The organism is Thalassobacterium sedimentorum, from assembly GCF_031127905.1.
GTDB classification, from domain to species: domain Bacteria; phylum Verrucomicrobiota; class Verrucomicrobiia; order Opitutales; family Coraliomargaritaceae; genus Thalassobacterium; species Thalassobacterium sedimentorum.
In genome coordinates this window covers 31,651-45,968 of the sequence record NZ_JARXIC010000021.1, presented here as the reverse complement: position 1 = coordinate 45,968, position 14,318 = coordinate 31,651, and the positions used below count along the sequence as shown (strand labels likewise).

Sequence of the window (14,318 nt, the reverse complement as noted above, 5' to 3'; positions counted from 1 at the left end):
GGTGCATCGGTTTCAAAGTGATTCTCTTGGTTAAGTTGTCAATGGATATGGTAGACCTGTTCATTAACACTACTTTGATAAATTCAAGATGCGGATTGCTCCCCTCATGACGAATCCGAACACGATTCCGCCCACTAGGAGGTCAGGCCATGGGCTCCCGAGCAAGTAGACCAATAGTCCCGCCACAATGACGCCTCCGTTGACGATAATATCATTCGAAGTGAAAATCGCGGACGCTTGCATATGAGCCTCCTCCGAGCGAGCTTTCTGAATCAACCAAAGGCAAATCACATTGGCAACCAAAGCCAAAGCAGCCACGGAAATCATCGTTTTGAAATCCGGCATTGTCTCTGAAAAGAAAAACCGGCGAATCACTTCCGAAAAGCCGACGAGTGCTAATAGCATCTGGAGAAGCCCACTGATTTTCGCGACCTTCTTCTTGGTCGCTACTGCAGTGCCTACAGCCATTAAACTCAACGCGTAGACGATGGCGTCGGCTAACATGTCGAGCGAGTCTGCGATCAGCCCCATCGAGCTCGAAAGTATGCCAAAGCTCATTTCGATTACGAAGAACGCGGCATTGATGCCAAGCACCCACCACAGAATCTGTTTTTGGGTATCTCGATCTCCTACCGTATCTGTGTCTACCTTTTCGGAAGATTCAAACCGTGAGCCCAAGCCCAATTCTGAAAGCGCCTTCGAGACTGGCTCCACTTCGCCACGATGGATGACACTGACCCTACGTTGCTCGATGTCTACGGATATGCATAGGATGGCCTCAAGTCCTTCCATCTTGAGCCGAATCATTTGCTCCTCCGAGGGACAGTCCAATCTTTCGACCTGGTAGCTGGATTTAAACAAAGACATTACATTTGAGTTTCGTCATCTTGGCCATCATTGCGCCCGCCAAACAACTCATAGAGCAGTGGCAGAACCATAAGGGTCAAAAAAGTCGAAGTCAGAATACCGCCGACCACGACAGAGGCCAGAGGACGCTGAATCTCCGAACCGACGCCGGTGGATACAGCCATAGGTAAGAATCCCGCAGCCGAGGTCAAAGCCGTTGCCAGCACAGGACGCAGGCGTTGGCAGGCTGCTTGTGTGACTGCCTCACGCATATCTGCCGTGCGTTCGCTATAAGACCGAATCGCTGAAATCAGAATTTGACCATTCAGGACGGCGATGCCGCTCAAGGCAATGAAGCCGACGGCGGCACTCACGCTAAAGGGAATGCCTCTAAACCAAAGAGTGAGAATACCGCCTATCAGTGCGAGGGGAATGCCGCTGTAGATGAGCAATACGTCACGCATATTTTTCAAGCTGAAGTAGAGCAGGAAAAAGACCGCCGCTAATGTAACTGGCACCACAATGGCGAGGCGTGTCTGAGCGCGTTCGAGATTCTCAAACTGACCGCCCCAATCGAGCACATAGCCCTCGGGCAGTTCCAGTGATTCGTTAATCTTCTCTTTCGCCTCGGCGACGAATGAGGAAACGTCGCGATCATCTACATTGACCTGCACACGGATTAAGCGTCGGCCCCATTCACGGTTGATCGTGGCAGAGCCATCTTCGATCCGAATGTCGGCGAGTCTGTGTAGGGGAAGTTGCTGCCCTTCAGCAGTAGGGATGATTGTATTACGCAAAGCTTCCATGTCGGTGCGCAAGGCATCCGGTAAGCGCAGAACAAGGGGGAAGTTACGTTGCCCTTCAAACACTTGCCCGGCTCGGGTGCCACCGATGGATTCGACAATACTCATCACGTGCCGCGTAGATATACCATGCTGTGCGATCACGTCCTGATTGATGTCGATTTTCAGTGTCGGCTGTCCGGTCAACTGATCGACGGAGATGTCCCCATGCCCTTCGACATCAAGCAGAATGCGCTGCACTTGGTCACTCAGTCGCACCAGTTCGTCAAAGTCGTCGCCGTAGATCTTGATGCCTACATCGGAACGAATGCCGGATTCCATTTCGTTGAGCCGCATCTCAATCGGTTGGGTAAAGGCCATGTTTAAGCCTGGTAACTCGGCCACAGTCGTTTGCATTGCCACCACAAGCTCAGACTGACTTTTGGCTTTGGTCCACTGTTCCCGGGGATTCAAGGAGATGAAAATATCTGTCAGCTCCGTCCCCATTGGATCGGTGGCGACTTCCGCCGAGCCGATACGGCTCCAGATATGGCGAATCTCATCCGGGTAGTTTTCCAACAGGAGCTGTTCGATACGTGTATTGTATTTTACAGACTCAGGAATCGAAACCCCAGCGAGGCGAATCGTATTGATGGTGACGGCTCCCTCGCTCAGGCGGGGCACAAATTCGCCGCCCATTTTCGCTCCGACCCATAGTGTCAGGGCGAAGATGACCGCTACCCCCGCCAAGACAAACACACGAGCACGCATAGCAAACCGCAAACTTGCGGCGTATGCTTTAGTCAATGTCCCTGCAATAACACCCGCTTCTTCTTTAGCGCTGGGCTTGATGAAATAGTAATTGAGGATTGGTGTGACAGTCAGTGCATAAATCAATGCTCCGCCCAATGCGAAGATGAAGGTGAGAGCCATCGGTCTGAACATTTTACCCTCGGTTCCTTCGAGCGTCAGTATCGGAAAAAACACTACGATGGTGATACCCATTCCGAAGATGACGGGGCGTGCCACCTCCTTGGTCGAACTGATAATGATCTCCAAGCGCTCAGCCTTCGTGAGGGGGCGACCGAGTTCGACGCGTCGTTGCCCCAGCTTGCGCATATTCGATTCAGTCATGACGACAGAGCCGTCCACAATCATACCGAAATCGACTGCGCCGAGGCTCAACAAGCTGGCTGCGATTCCGAAGTAACTCATGCCGAATGCAGAGAAGAGCATGGATATCGGGATAACTGAAGCGACCAAAAGACCCGCCCTAAAATTCCCCAGCAAGACGAAGAGGATTGCCACAACAAGAATGGCCCCCGCAGCAAGATTGTGTTGGACGGTGCCGATCACCTGACTGGTAAGTTCAGTGCGATCATAGACGATCTTGACGACTACATCTTCAGGCAGCGAGCGCTGGAGGCTGTCTAAACGTATTTTGAGTTCTTCGGTCACAACCTTGCCGTTTTCCCCCATCAGCATGAACGCTAGGCCGAGCACCACCTCGCCTTGCCCTTGTGCGGAGACAGCACCTCTACGGATTTCGTAGCCGATCTTCACCTCATCCGCTACGTCTCTGACACGTAGTGGACTGCCCCCATAGGAGGCGATAACGATATTCTCGATCTCTTCAATCGACTCCACACGACCAAGGCCGTGAATCAGTAACGACTGGCCACCACGGGTGAGGATACCGCCACCCGCGTTACTGTTATTTGCCTGTAATGCTTCAGATACCTCGTCGAGAGTGAGCCCAAATTTGACCAAGTTCTGCGGCGAGACGATCACATGATACTGGCGCTCGTAGCCGCCCCAAGAGTTGACCTCGGCGACACCAGAGACTTTACGTAGCTCTGGTTTGATCACCCAGTCATGCAGCGTCCGAAGTTCCTCCAGAGAACGATCGGGGTCGGTAGAACTGAGTGTATAGTGAAAGATCTCACCCAGTCCGGTCGAGATCGGCCCGAGTTGGGGCCGTTCGATTTCTTCGGGCAGTTCAACCGTGGAAAGCCGTTCAGAGATATACTGTCTCGCTTGTGAAATCTCCGTGACATCCGAGAATGTGGCGACGACTTGTGAAAATCCGAACTTTGAAACCGAGCGGACGCTTTCGAGCCCCGGTAATCCGCCCATCGCCAGCTCGACGGGCAAGGTGATCTGTTGCTCGATCTCCTCGGGATTCAGTGCAGGTGCGACCGTGTTGATCTGCACTTGGACAGGCGTCGTATCCGGAAAGGCATCGACGGGCAGTTGGAATAATTTCCATGAGCCAAGTCCGATGAAGATAGCTGAGAGCAGCAGAACCAGTAGGCGATTCTGCAAAGAGAGTTTTGAAAGTGATTCCATTTTATTTGATCAGCAAAGGGTTTAATCGTCGACGCAACCTGCACCCAAACGAGATTTGAGGAACTCCGACATGGCAATGAAGGCACCTTCGGTTACGATGAGTTCGTCTGCTTCAAGACCTTCGGTCACGGCGACCATATCGTTCCCGGATTGTCCGAGACTCACGTGGCGCAATGCATAAAGGTCAGGCGCTTCTTTAACAAAAACATAAGGCCTGCCTTCATGATGTTGAATGGCATCTCTCGGCAGCAAAACGGCGTTACCCGCCCCCGTAAGCGCCAGCTCAGCATGCCCGAACATACCTTGCCGTATGGCTCCGTGTGGGTTTTGTATCTCCGCACGGGCCTTAAGCATTCTGTTGCGAGGGTCGATGGCAGAGTCCACCCAAGTGATCACGCCTGGATATTCGATATCTCTGGCACCGCCGTCGAAACGTGCGGTTAATATCTGCCCGACTTGAACAGAATCGGCATACTCTGGGCTTACTGATAAATCCAGCCAGAGGGTCGATAGGTCTGTAACCTTGAACAATGCCTTTCCTTCGGACTCGGATACGGCTTCCCCTACAACTGCTTCACGCGCAACTAGTGTTCCCGCGAATGGTGCACGCAATTTGATGGTGGAGCTACTGTCTTGATCTTTGGCGATTTGTGCAATTTCTGCATCGGAGAACCCCAGATTGAGGAGTTTCTGCCGAGCCATTTTACTCTTTAACTGGGCTATTTCATGAACTGCCTCAGCCTCAAGAAAATCACGAGCAGCTGAAATCTTTTCCTCTTTTAACTTCTTTTCGCGCTGATACGCCAATTCTGCGATACGTTCGTCTACTTGTCGGGTTAGAAAGTCGGCCTTTGCCGAGGCCACTTCGTCGGAACTGATCTCAACGAGCACATCTCCCTTCCGCACAGATTGCCCCACGTCCGCGTGAACGACGCGAACAATTCCATCGGCGAGTGGTGTCACGAGCGCCAACTTGTTGCGGTTGTAGCTCACTTCGAAAAAAGCCGAAACTGATGGCTGCGCAAGGCCTTCGGTGGGATATGCGGTAGCAATGCCAGCTTTGGAAGAGGATTCAGCCGAAGCAAAGCGGACTTTAACACTTTTGCCTGGTGCCAGCTGGCCGGCGAGTTGAGGCTGACAGATGCCGCATTCCAATTCGGCAACATCGTGCTCCTTGCACCAGAGCGCAGGAGCGTCCGATTCTTTGGAAGAACCTTGTTGTGTGCCATTAGCTGCCCGAGCCGGGTCGCAATAGAAACATTCGTCTTCGTAGAGACTGTGCTCATCACACCAAAGGCGGTCTTCATCCTCCAACTCAGGGTGACACAGCCAGCAACGGTCTTCGTAACGGTCGTGCTCCTTGCACCATAGCCGCCCTGCTTCTCTTTTCGATGAGTCGCAGATATAGCATAGGTCAACAGATACTTCGTGGGCTTCGCAGACTTCGGAAGAGATTGAAGCACTTGCTTGTGGAGACGTCGAAGAAGCTGCCTCTGAAGCATTTTGTTTCTCGATTATTTCCGGATGACAGTAAAAGCACTCATCTTCGTAGAGGCTGTGTTCCTTGCACCAGAGTCGATCCTTGTCTTCCAACTGTGGTTGGCAAATCCAGCAACGATCTTCGTAGCGGTCGTGCTCCTTACACCAAAGGCGTCCTTTCTCACGTTTCGATGGGTCACAAATATAGCAGCGATCAACAGATACTCCATGGGCTTCGCACAGTGCTGTAGATTTCGGAGCCACGTCCGTTTCGCAGCTTGAACAATCCTCGGCTTTCTCGGTGGCGGCAGGTTTTCCTGCATCCGTATCAGCGAGTAAGGGGGCTGAGGCGTAGACGATCGCAATCGCGAGTAGCGCGGTGCAACCTAGTCGTTTGATGAATTTTTTCATGATGTTTGATCTCTGTTTGATTTAAAGGTTTTCGTGTTCGTTGTTCTCACTTGAAGTGATCTCCGAAAGCGGACGTCCGGCTAAGGCTTCCAGTTCGAAGAAGGCTTTGTTGTATTCGACTAGCGTCTCGTTGTGCCGGATGCGTGCTTCGGCAAACATCCTCTGCGCGTCGATGACTTCCAGATAGCTGGCTTTGCCTTCCTCGTAAGCGCGGTAGGTTTTTTCCTGCACGCTTTGAGATGAGCTTAAAAGGTTCTGCTCGATGTTCTCTACTTCGCTACGCAGAAACTCCAGTTTTCGATAGGTGCTGGTCAACGCGACCAAGACGTTAATGCGGCTTGCCCGTGAGTCTTGATACGCTTTTCCCAGTTCTTCTCGCGCCTTTCGAATATTGCCCTGATTCCGGTCGAAGAGAGGAATCGGCACGCTGAATTGAACGACGCCGGAAAGGTTGTCGTTCCCGTTGAAGTGTTTGAGTCCTACGCCTAAAGTCAGGTCTGGAATCGACTTCGATTCTTCGAGGGCAACTACTTGACGGTATTGTTCGAGGAGTGCCGCCCAGCGAAGCATTTCGGGATGTCGCTCGAAGGCCTGTTTCAAAGACTCCTGCGTCGGCAGTGGTATGGATTGCCGTAACTTTCCTGACGCACGGGAAAACTTCGGATCGTCGCTGCCGTAGAGTTCGGCCAGTTGACGCCGTGCTGCATCCAATTTCCGTTCGGCTTGCCGTGCACTGATTTCTTCAGATGCTAAGACGGATTGCGCCTTAAGCTGTTCGAGTGGCGAGGCTTCACCACTTTCTACACGTGTTTCCGCCCCGGCGAGCGCTTGCGATGCGAGCTTTACGTTTTGCTGAAGCAGCTCCAACTGCTCTTGAGCCGCCAATACCGAGATAAAGGCCTTGGAGACTTCCGTCAGTAAATGGATGCGGGCTTGTTCGTAAGCGAATCGACTGACGTCTTCACCCAACTTTGCAGTCTTGACCCGATGATTGCGCTTCCCTCCCAGTTCAAGCAACTGGCTCAGCAGCACGGTCGATTCCGCATTATCGAAACCTGAGGTCTCGCCGGAGCCGCCGAACTCCTCCGCTTCGACTTCCAGTTCGGGATTCGGTAGGAGCCCGGACTGAAGGGTCTCGGATTCAGAAATCCGAATGTCGATTTCGTAGCCCGCCAGTCTAGGGCTGTTGACCAGCGCGTAAGTGTAGGCCTCCCGTATTGTGAGCTCTCCCTGCGGTTCGCCAGTGTGTGGTCGATCAATTGCGTCCGCCAGTTCGGCTGAGATTGTGCCCGTGGCGAAGGCGCAAACCGCAAAGGCAGTAGTAAATGGTTTATAGAAGATACATGCGCGAGTTGGCATGCTTTGTTTACGTTTTGAAAATAAGTGCATGAAAAATCCTGATAGAAGTTAAAGAATGCGAATCCACAGAATGTGGTTCACACGATGGGAGTGCTCTCAACTAGAGAGCCTAACCAACTAACTTTATCAGGATATCAGAGACGCAGGTTTACAGTCTGCGCGACGAGCACACTCGCATCCATCAACTCCGGCGGTGCCTGAGCCTGGACGATGTGAGCGATTTCTTTTAGCGTAAAATTCGGTATGGAGGCATCGGATACCTCACATTGCAGTGCAGTCAAAACCGGAGCGGATTCTCCCTTGTCGATACGCACCTGCGGTAGTTCGATTGCTTTCAATTCAAAGTCCACACAGGATTCTTCATTAGAAAGACTGCTCACTTCTGCTGACCCCTGTGCTGATCCGCTAACGCACACCGGGGGGCAGTCAGAGCCCTTGCTGGAGATCAACTCAGTAGAGAGTTCCGGGCTTTTATTAAGACACAGCAGCAGTCCCCCAGCACCACCAAAGACGGCGTTCCAGGCAAAAAAGCTCAAGAGAGCAGCTGCTGTTATCTTGCGTATCATCAATGTTACCTAGTCACTGAAATATAATTTAAGTCAAGTCTTTGTATGCTTATTTCCCTCTTTACCGATACTTCTTTGAGCGAGTGCCTAGGGATAACGGTGAGACCGGCGTAAGCAGACAGGCTAGGAATTGCAGTGCTTCTCGTTTGCTCTACTGTGACAGCTTTTTCCCGCTGATTCGAATTCAAGATTACTATGGCCGATCGAGAAGCGCTCATCTAAGTGGGTCTTGATCGTCGTCTTGAGTGATTCCAGTTCCTCCATACTGCGGGCTTCCCCGATCACGACATGAGCCTCAAGCGCACGGTGATGCTCGTCGAGTTCCCACACGTGGATATGGTGTACGTTTTCGATTCCGTCGAGAGCTTCCAAGGCTTCCTTGATCTCATCCACAGAAAGTTCGGGTGGTGTGCCTTCCATCAGAATACGCGAGGTTTTCTTCAACATGCCGGAGGACATGTAGAGAATGTAGCCCGCAATGATGAGTGTGATCACGGGATCGACCCAAGACCAATCGAGCCAGTAGATGGCCGCGCCACCGAGTAAGACCGCGACCGAAGCACCAGCGTCGGTCAGGTTATGTAGAAATGCCGCCTTAACATTAAGGCTTCCCTTGGACATCGACCAAAGGAGCCAAGCTGTGATCACATCAACGATGAGTGCGACGCCAGCCGCAGCCATGATCCAACCTCCAAGCAGTGGCTCCGGCTCGAATATCCTGCGCACCGCCTCGTAGACGAGATAGAGCCCCACGAGGATGAGTGCGGTCAACTGGATCATCGCGCCGATCAGCTCGGCTCGTCGATACCCGAAAGTGTAGTGCTCGTCGGCACCCTTGCGGGAAATTTTACGGGCGATGTAGGCGATGAGCAGTGCCGCTGCATCATTAGTATTATGCAGCGCGTCGGCCATCAAGGCCACGCTCCCCGAGATCGCCCCAGCGACGAACTCGAAGACCGAGAGCCCTAAATTAACAATGACCGTCCACAAGAGAACGCCGTCGCTGACATTTTCTGTGCCGTGAGAGTGGTCGTGGTTATGTGACATGGTTTTTTGTGGGTTTTGCGAGTGAATCTGCCGGAGCGTTTTCATTGGACTGTGGGCGAAACTTAACTGGATGCTAACAAGGCCAAACTGCCGCAATGGTGATACGCATTTTTCTATGAAGAATCATGGTTGGCGGCAAATTCGAATTATATTCGGGTTAGAAACGATAGTTGAAGCCTACGCTGAAGAGTCCAAGAGCGAAGTGGGAATAGCACAGTATCAGGTGAGTGAGGCGTCTGGCATCAGCATATTGCCATCAAGATGGCAATGCTCTTCGTGACTTCCCCGATACTGTAGTTAAACAATGTAGAACTAATAGTCGCGAATTAATTCTTTAACTCCATTCTGAGATTCGAACTCTTCGATCAATTTACCATTTACGTAGAGCGAAATCAGTAAGCCTTTGACCGAACGCTCTCCGTCGCTTCCGTTGGTTGCGATCAGCGGTGTCTTTAAGGTTTTATAGCTGTCGGCCTCCAATCTGGGGACTTCAATTTCTCCTTTTTCAACTTTCGTAGAAAAGACATCCTTGTATTTCGCGGGAACCTTCACCGTTTTCCTTCTCCCTTTTACCCGCACAGTCTTTGTGGTTGCTTTACTGACCATCACTTCCTTCTTGAGCTTAACTGGTATTTGATAATTGACCCGAATCTTATTAATGGCCGCATCGGCACGAGAACTCAGTTCGATTTCGTAGTATTTTGCGCCCTTATCACCGCTCTCTCGTTTGACTTTAAGGTATAACATTTTGGAAGCTGCATACGATTGATACCAACTCTCAATGAGCTTCACGGAGGCCGCATCGAGAACATTGGTCTGGAACGTCATCTTCTTCCCTGTCGGCTCAATCTTAACTGTAACGCTTCCTTCTGTCTTGCTGTAATCAAGAAGCTCACCGCTCAAACTGCGGCCGTCCTTACTTTTGAGGGTGACTGTCTCTGCGACAAGCAGGGCTTGCAATAGCACACAGGTGATCAGAAATATTAGAAATTTTTTCATCGTTTCGTTATGGTTTTTTCTAGTGCGCAACGCCCTGAAGGAGCGGTGCATAAATGAGCAGCGTCAGCACGGGGCGACTAAAAAATTAAAAATATACCAACCATGACCAGTGTTGGGAATATCGCCCCTGCCAGTAATTTCAGTGGGGACACAGTGCCTCCAAAATATTTACTCAATAGACTTTGCCCCGCAGGATTGGGTGCGTTGGCAATGACGGTCAAACCACCTCCAGTAATGGCTCCGGCAACGACCATCTTTTGCAGCGTGATCGCTCTGTCAGGATCCAAAGCGAATTCCGGATCAAAGGCAGGAACTTGCGAAGCTAGGAAAGTAATCGCTGCGTTATCATTGAAAGCAGTCAAGAGAGTGGATCCCAGAAAGAGCGGGATTTCGCTCAGTGAGCTAAGAACCGGTTCGATCCACCATGCCTGAAGCCCACCATGAGTGACCAAGCCTGCCAGAAAAAAACCGACTAAGAGTGGCCCTTTCAAAGCGATGGCGTATTGGTGGTGGTCAGTGGCGATGGTGAACGCGATGAAGAACAGAAATCCACCAACAAAGAGCGCGGGATGATGCAGCGTAAAAACCGTCCATGCTAAGAAGCCTAAATGCACTACCGTGACCCATGTAGGCACAGGCTCTTCGTCTGTTTTTGCCGAGTTAGCCTCAAGGGCATTCGCTTTGACCGCCAACTCCCCAAAGTGCTTTTTGAAAAGGAAAAAGTAAATCGTGGTCGAAATCAAAATACCAACGACTGCTTTGACTCCAAGATTCAGAAACACAAAGGGCATCGTCCACTCCCAAGTGGAAGCCACCATCAGAACCGGAGGTGCGGCAAAGTGTGTCAGCGTGCCACCTACAGACACATTGACAAAAAGCAGACCGAGCGTGGCATATTTGAACTTCGACGTAGGTTCGTAGCGATAAAACTGTTGCCCCAGAAGCATCGCGGCGATGGTCATCGCCGCCGGTTCGGTAATGAATGACCCCAACAAGGGTGCTATGATGAGTATGGATAGCCACCATGCGGCGGGGCTGTGTTTGCCGATTGAAGCAACCGCACTCAGTGCATTCTCCGCAAACGCGATGACTGGGCGCGAACTGGCAATCGCCATAATGATGACCACGAACATGGGCTCGACATAGTTGCGCGAGTCGATGTAGCCGGCGGTTGCGCTCCAGCCGTGGGTCAGTTCAATCCAGAGTAATAAGGGGATGACCCAGATCCCGAAAATGGCCTCCACTTCTCCCAGAAAATGAAAAAGCGTGGCTTTGAAATCGACCGGATCTTTGCCCTCCACATACCGCCTGCCGTGATTGCGTATCTGTTCTTGATGCTTTGCTTCAAATTTTCTCGAAAGCCTCATAAAACTTCCAGCGAGGAAAGTATGGATGATGGCTCCAAAAAAGAGCAAGGTCGCTACCACATTGATCGAGTCCGCAGTGGCACGCACCTTCAAGGTTTCGATGAGCCCCAATTCGCCACTTTCCAGACCCAGCTGTTCGGCGCGCATGGCCTCGACCTCCCTGTAATACTCTAGGCTCGGAGGCGCGTGTGCGGTTTGATCAGCAATTGCCGTATCGGCACTTCCAGAAGCCTGAAGGCCTGTTGTCAGCATCAGACAGAGAACGATAAAGGGGAAATAACGGGTGATTTTGTTCATGGTTGATTCTCGATGGATTACTTTTCAGACCTCAACAGGCGGAGTGAATTAGCGATGACCAGTAGGGTCGCTCCGGTGTCGGCGAGGATCGCCATCCACAGGTTTGCCAGCCCTAGAAAGGCGAGCACGAGGAAGACCGCTTTGATCGAAAGCGCGAAGGCGACGTTGAAACGGATGATGGCGAGGGTGCGGCGACCTAGTTCCATAGCTCCGGCTAGATTACCCAAATCATCATTCATCAGCGCCATGTCGGCGGTCTCGATAGCGGTGTCACTGCCGATGGCACCCATCGCGATGCCGACGGTGGCGACGGCGAGTGCTGGGGCATCGTTGACGCCATCTCCGATCATCGCCACATGCTGATACTTGGCGACGAGCTCACGAACCCTGGCGACTTTATCCTCGGGCATAAGGTCGCCGACCGCTTCGTCGATTCCGGCTTCTTTCGCGATTGCGTCGACCGTGCGTTGGTTGTCGCCGCTGAGCATGATAATTTTATCAATGCCCACTGCATGCAAGCGATCCAGCGCGTCCCGAGCGTCTGGGCGGATGGCATCGCCGATGGAAATCACACCGAGCACCTCTCCCGGGGAGTCGTCGGTCGGCAGGTAGCCGGCAAGAGCGAGGGAAAGGCCGCGGGACTCGATCCCGGACAAGATCGCTTCATGCCCTTCGACGGACAGCCCTGCTTCCTCCAGTAATTTGTAATTGCCGACAAATCCTCTGCGCCCATTTTCCACTTGGGCGCGGGCACCCCGGCCTGTGAGTGATTCGTATTCGGTGCTCGGAGTGTAGCTGAGCCCGCGGTTCTTCGCCTCATCAATGACTGTGCGGGCAATGGGATGTTCGGAATGCGTGTCGATGGCGGCGGCGAGTTTGAGCACGTCTTCGTCCGTGGCCTCGGACAGTGAGTGGATCGCAATCACCTTGGGTTTTCCCTCGGTGATCGTGCCCGTCTTATCGACGGCGAGTGCGCGGATTTTGCCGATGGCCTCCAGATGGATGCCTCCTTTGACGAGCACCCCACCGCGCACCAGCGCGGTGAGACCCGATACGATGGAGACCGGCGTGGCGAGGACCAGTGCGCAGGGACAGGCGATGACCAGCAGCGCTAGTGCCCGATATACCCAGGTGAACCATTCCCCACCGAAGAGGAGCGGAGGCAGCAAGGCTGTGAGTATAGCGAATATGAATACGAGCGGCGTATAGATCGCGGCAAACCGGTCGACGAAGCGTTGCGTCGGGGCGCGGCTTTGCTCCGCTTCTTCGACTAGATGGATGATACGCGAGAGCGTCGAATCCGAAGCGACTTTCGTCACTTCGATTTCCAGCACACCTTCGCAGTTGATCGTGCCGGCATAGACTTCGTCGTCTAGCGCCTTGTCCACGGGCACGGACTCTCCGGTGATGGGTGCCTGATTGACCGATGAGTCTCCCGACACAACGACGCCGTCGAGCGGCACACGTTGTCCGCTGCGCACGACCACGATTTCGCCCACTTTGACACCTGAGGCTTCGACTTCCTCCGTCGTGCCATCATCAGATTTCAGCAGAGCGGTCTCAGGGGCGAGCGAGAGTAGGTTGCGGATGGATTTTCGCGCCCGTTCCGCGCTGACCGATTCCAGCCACTCGGAGAGTGCGAATAGAAAAACGACCACCGCGCCTTCTGCTCCCTCACCGATGATCCATGCTCCGGCGACGGCGACCGTCATCAATGCGTTCATGTTCAGCTTGAGCGATCGGAGTGCTTTCCAACCGGAAGGAAAAACCAGCGCCCCGCCAGTCAATGTGGTGGCGGCGAAGGCCAGTATCTCGACCCACGGAGGTGCCCCAAGCCACATCGTGATAAAACCGAGGCTGACGAGTAGACCGGATACGCCGACTAAAACAGGCTCAGATGGCAACTTATCGCTGTGAGTATGCTCGCAACCGCAAGACGTTGTATTTTCAGAATGTTCTTCAGTCATATCGTGGCCTTTCCTGGGGTGTGTTCATACGTTTTTTCTCTTCTCAAAGGCATGCTCCAAGGCCTCGCGGCTATCCAGCTCACGGGTGGTGTTGCCCGCTCTCAAGTAGTAGCGTTGCGCATTGCCGTCTTTGCAAAAGACCGGCGTCGGCGCGGGTGCCACTTGGATCACCGCAACGGCTTTGCCTTCCGCAAGAACACAATGGCTCCGGAGCAGACCGACATATTGGCCACCGAGGTTGCTCGAAGCCAAAGCGATGATGCGTTGATGAAATCCATCCCAGTTTTCGTGTTTGAGTGTTTTGAAGTCGTCTTCGATGCCTGCGATGTTTCCATCATCCTCCACTCCGATCAGCAAGAGTCCGCCGTCGTGGTTCATCATGCCGCATAGGGTCTTCGCAATCACCAGTTCCAACGCTTTGTTCACTTTGCCCAAGTTCCGATCCCAACGGAGCGAAGACTTGAACTCGACTTCTTCACCTTCACCCCCAGAAATATACCGGTCAAGATCTTTGGTCGTTTCCAGTAACGGCACATTCTCAAAAGGTTTTTTCATCGCACGCAGGTGTAGCGCCCCGAAAGCGCACCCGACCGCAATGCCGACAACTCCGACAGCCAGTGTCACCGGCCATGCGGAATCATCCAAGGCACCGAGAATGGGTTGAAAGACGAATGCCTCCCAAGAGAAGCGAAGCGGATCCTTCAAACGCAGTTGGTGGAGCACCTCCAAGACCGGATGCACGACGAGCACTAGTAACAGCGCCCCCAAGAAACCATACCGGACATAGACTCCCCAATAGGCCGCTCGGTTATTATATCGAATGAGTGATCGCATGCTATGGTCTCTGAT

Annotated in this window: 10 protein-coding genes; all 10 read right to left on the bottom strand. The window is 52.7% G+C overall.

Translation table 11 applies throughout. The annotated features are described in order from the left end of the window. Positions 1-69 precede the first annotated feature (69 nt). The 10 genes from QEH59_RS12595 to QEH59_RS12550 all read right to left on the bottom strand — a co-directional run bounded on the left by QEH59_RS12595 (position 70) and on the right by QEH59_RS12550 (position 14,303). Positions 70-867 (bottom strand): cation efflux transmembrane domain-containing protein, encoded by a 798-nt coding sequence (locus QEH59_RS12595; RefSeq protein ID WP_308985732.1) that lies wholly within the window; start codon positions 865-867, stop codon positions 70-72. Next, entirely contained in the window at positions 867-3,977 is a 3,111-nt protein-coding gene (locus QEH59_RS12590; protein ID WP_308985731.1) for an efflux RND transporter permease subunit, read from the bottom strand. The genes QEH59_RS12595 and QEH59_RS12590 overlap by 1 nt, the downstream gene beginning before the upstream one ends. A gap of 21 nt (positions 3,978-3,998) precedes the next feature. Further along, positions 3,999-5,867, bottom strand: coding sequence for an efflux RND transporter periplasmic adaptor subunit (locus QEH59_RS12585; RefSeq protein ID WP_308985730.1), 1,869 nt, complete (start codon positions 5,865-5,867; stop codon positions 3,999-4,001). A gap of 21 nt (positions 5,868-5,888) precedes the next feature. Continuing rightward, positions 5,889-7,226: a TolC family protein gene (locus QEH59_RS12580; RefSeq protein ID WP_308985729.1), complete on the bottom strand. Its 1,338-nt coding sequence runs from the start codon at positions 7,224-7,226 to the stop codon at positions 5,889-5,891. Between the two features lie 134 nt (positions 7,227-7,360). Next, positions 7,361-7,792 carry a hypothetical protein gene (locus tag QEH59_RS12575; protein WP_308985728.1) on the bottom strand — a complete coding sequence of 144 codons (432 nt, stop codon included), beginning with the start codon at positions 7,790-7,792 and terminating at the stop codon, positions 7,361-7,363. Positions 7,793-7,915: 123 nt separating this feature from the next. Continuing rightward, the gene (locus tag QEH59_RS12570; RefSeq protein ID WP_308985727.1) at positions 7,916-8,839 is read right to left on the bottom strand and encodes a cation diffusion facilitator family transporter; all 924 of its coding nucleotides are present in this window, start codon (positions 8,837-8,839) and stop codon (positions 7,916-7,918) included. Between the two features lie 312 nt (positions 8,840-9,151). Next, positions 9,152-9,838: a hypothetical protein gene (locus QEH59_RS12565; protein WP_308985726.1), complete on the bottom strand. Its 687-nt coding sequence runs from the start codon at positions 9,836-9,838 to the stop codon at positions 9,152-9,154. Positions 9,839-9,915: 77 nt separating this feature from the next. Further along, complete coding sequence (locus QEH59_RS12560) at positions 9,916-11,502, bottom strand: putative Na+/H+ antiporter (RefSeq protein ID WP_308985725.1); 1,587 nt, start codon at positions 11,500-11,502, stop codon at positions 9,916-9,918. A 17-nt stretch (positions 11,503-11,519) separates the two neighbouring features. Further along, positions 11,520-13,469 (bottom strand): heavy metal translocating P-type ATPase, encoded by a 1,950-nt coding sequence (locus QEH59_RS12555; protein ID WP_308985724.1) that lies wholly within the window; start codon positions 13,467-13,469, stop codon positions 11,520-11,522. A 24-nt stretch (positions 13,470-13,493) separates the two neighbouring features. Further along, on the bottom strand, positions 13,494-14,303 hold the full coding sequence (locus QEH59_RS12550) for an AlbA family DNA-binding domain-containing protein (protein WP_308985723.1): 810 nt from the start codon (positions 14,301-14,303) through the stop codon (positions 13,494-13,496). Between the last annotated feature and the right edge of the window lie 15 nt (positions 14,304-14,318).